The sequence below is a fragment of the Mesorhizobium sp. M7A.F.Ca.ET.027.03.2.1 genome (assembly GCF_003999175.1).
Taxonomy (GTDB): Bacteria; Pseudomonadota; Alphaproteobacteria; order Rhizobiales; family Rhizobiaceae; genus Mesorhizobium.
Genome location: NZ_RZOM01001031.1, coordinates 1 through 2216 on the forward strand (window position 1 = coordinate 1; position 2216 = coordinate 2216).

1 protein-coding gene is annotated in these 2216 nt (G+C 62.9%); it reads right to left on the minus strand.

The genetic code is table 11. The features are described 5' to 3' along the window. Window positions 1-319: 319 nt before the first annotated feature. Window positions 320-2216: tetratricopeptide repeat protein (locus EN750_RS30705; protein ID WP_127398971.1), on the minus strand; the 1897-nt coding region annotated here is incomplete at its 5' end.

Here is a 2216-nt window from a genome sequence, read left to right on the forward strand (position 1 = left end):
ACTTCATAGACCATGTGATGCAGGCCCGAACCGTCGTCGGTATCGCCGATATACATTCCGGGGCGTTTGCGGACAGCATCCAACCCCTTCAAAACCTTGATGGAATCGGCGCCGTATTCGGCTTCAGCGCCGTTGTTGTTGTCGATCTGATCGCTCATGAAAACCTGTTGTCTGGATGCCGCTTGCACGGCGCGAAAAACCCGCTCCGAATCGCGCCTCTGATATGCACTAGATATAGGCGCAAAAGGCGGTTTTTCCAAGGTTTGCAGGCATTTCACGGGGAATGAGCCGGCTGTCCATGGCAGCCTCCCGTCAGGCCCTATTTCACTTTGGCCAGCCGGTCCCTGAGAAACTTGATCATGAACTTGTATCGCGGCGCCAGCCGCCCGCTGCGGTCGAGCTTCAGCGTCATGTCCAGCGCCTGCGAAAGCACCGTCTTGGGGTTCTTGGCGACCTGAGCGTAGTCGATCATGGCAACCACCAGGTCGCGCTGCCAGGTGGCGTTGTTTGGGTCGGACCGGGCGAGCTTCTGGCGGATGTCGAGACTGTCCTGGAAAGCCTGCCGCGCGCCTTTGACGTCGCGCTGCTTGGCCTTGAGCATGCCGATCTCGGACAGGGTGATCGACAGGTCGCGTTGCCAGTCGGCATTGGCAGGGTCGAGCTTGGCCAGCCGGTCGGCGATAGCGAAACTGTCTGTATAGGCCTTGAGTGCTCCGGCGCGGTCGCCCTGTATCGCCAGAATGCCGGCGACCTTCTCCAGGCTGACCGAGAGGTCGCGTTGCCAGTCGGCGTTGGCAGGGTCACTGGCCGCCAGCACGCGGGCTATCGAGAGGGCTTGCCTATAGGCGGCGAGGGCTGCCGGCCATTCCTCTTGATCGCTCAGCGCATTGCCCATCTTTGCGTTGCCGACAGACAGGTCGCGCTTCAGCTCACTGTTGTCGGGGTCGCGGCCCACCAATTGTTCGACGATCGCATGGCCCGCTTTATAGGACGCGAGTGCGCCCGCCGCATCGCCGCGCTCGCGCTTGAGGTCGCCGATCGTATCATGGCTGACCGACACATCGCGCTGCCGTTCGGCATCCTGCGGCTTCTTTTCGGCCAATGCCAATCGGATCTTCAGGCTCTCCTCGTAGGCCATCTGGGCGTTGTCCAACTGGCCGGCGGTACGCGCCAGTGCACCGATCTCGTCATAGCTGATGGTCAGGTCGCGCTGCAGTTCGGCGCGCTCCGGCTCGTTGTCGGCAAGCTGCTTCTTGACCGACAAGCCTTCCTGGTAGATCTGCGAGGCCCCAGCCAGATCGCCTTGCGTCACAAGCACATTGCCGATCTTGTCATCAGCCATGGCGAAGTCGCTGAACCATGACAGCCGATCGGGTTCGGCAGCGGTCAAATCCCTGAGCATGGTTCTGGCGGTCCGATAGTTTTCCAGCGCTTCCGGCAGGTCTCCTTGCGCCAGCTTGATGTTGCCGAGCTTGATGTGGCTGACGGCAAAATCGCGCTTGACGCTCGGGTCGGTTTCCCGGGCCGAACGCAGCTCGAGATTGGAAACCAGCGCTGCAAAGGCGCGGCCTGCCGCATCGGTGTTGCCGACAAGGGTGTAGAGCTTGCCGAGCTCGTCCAGGGTTCGGATCTGGCGGTCGGCCTGGTCCAGGGTCAGATCGGTTTGCCCGGCCTCGCCGTAGAGGACCAGCACCGATTCATAGTCCTTGATGGCCGTGGCGTAGTCGAGGTCGGCGCGCGCCGCACCGCCGGACAGGAAACGCGTCGCCGCCTCGGACAGCGTGCGGTTGACGAAGTTGGCCTTCAAGGCGTTGCGCGAAACATTGTCGATGTCGGCGGCCTTTGCGAGGATGGCGCGAGCCCCATCGAAGGCGCCGAGCGAAAGCTGCTCCTCGGCCTGCCGGCGCAATTCCGTCACCTGCGGATCATCGGAGGCCAGCGTCCTCATTTCGCCGCGCACCTTGACGAAGGCGTCGGCCGCCTCGCGCAACCGGGCATTCAGGCTGTCCGCCGAAAGGTGGCTGGCGTCGGAGCTGATCAGCACGCCGTAGAGAGGCGCCAGCGGCATGTCGGCATCGCTGGCGACCTGCTCGACCTCACCGCGCATTTCCGGCGTCACGTCGGCCATGGCAAGCAACAGGCGCTCGCGCTCCGGCAATTGTTGCTTGGCGGCCGCGGCAAAAAACAGCTTCGGCAGGCCGCTCTCGACGTAAGGC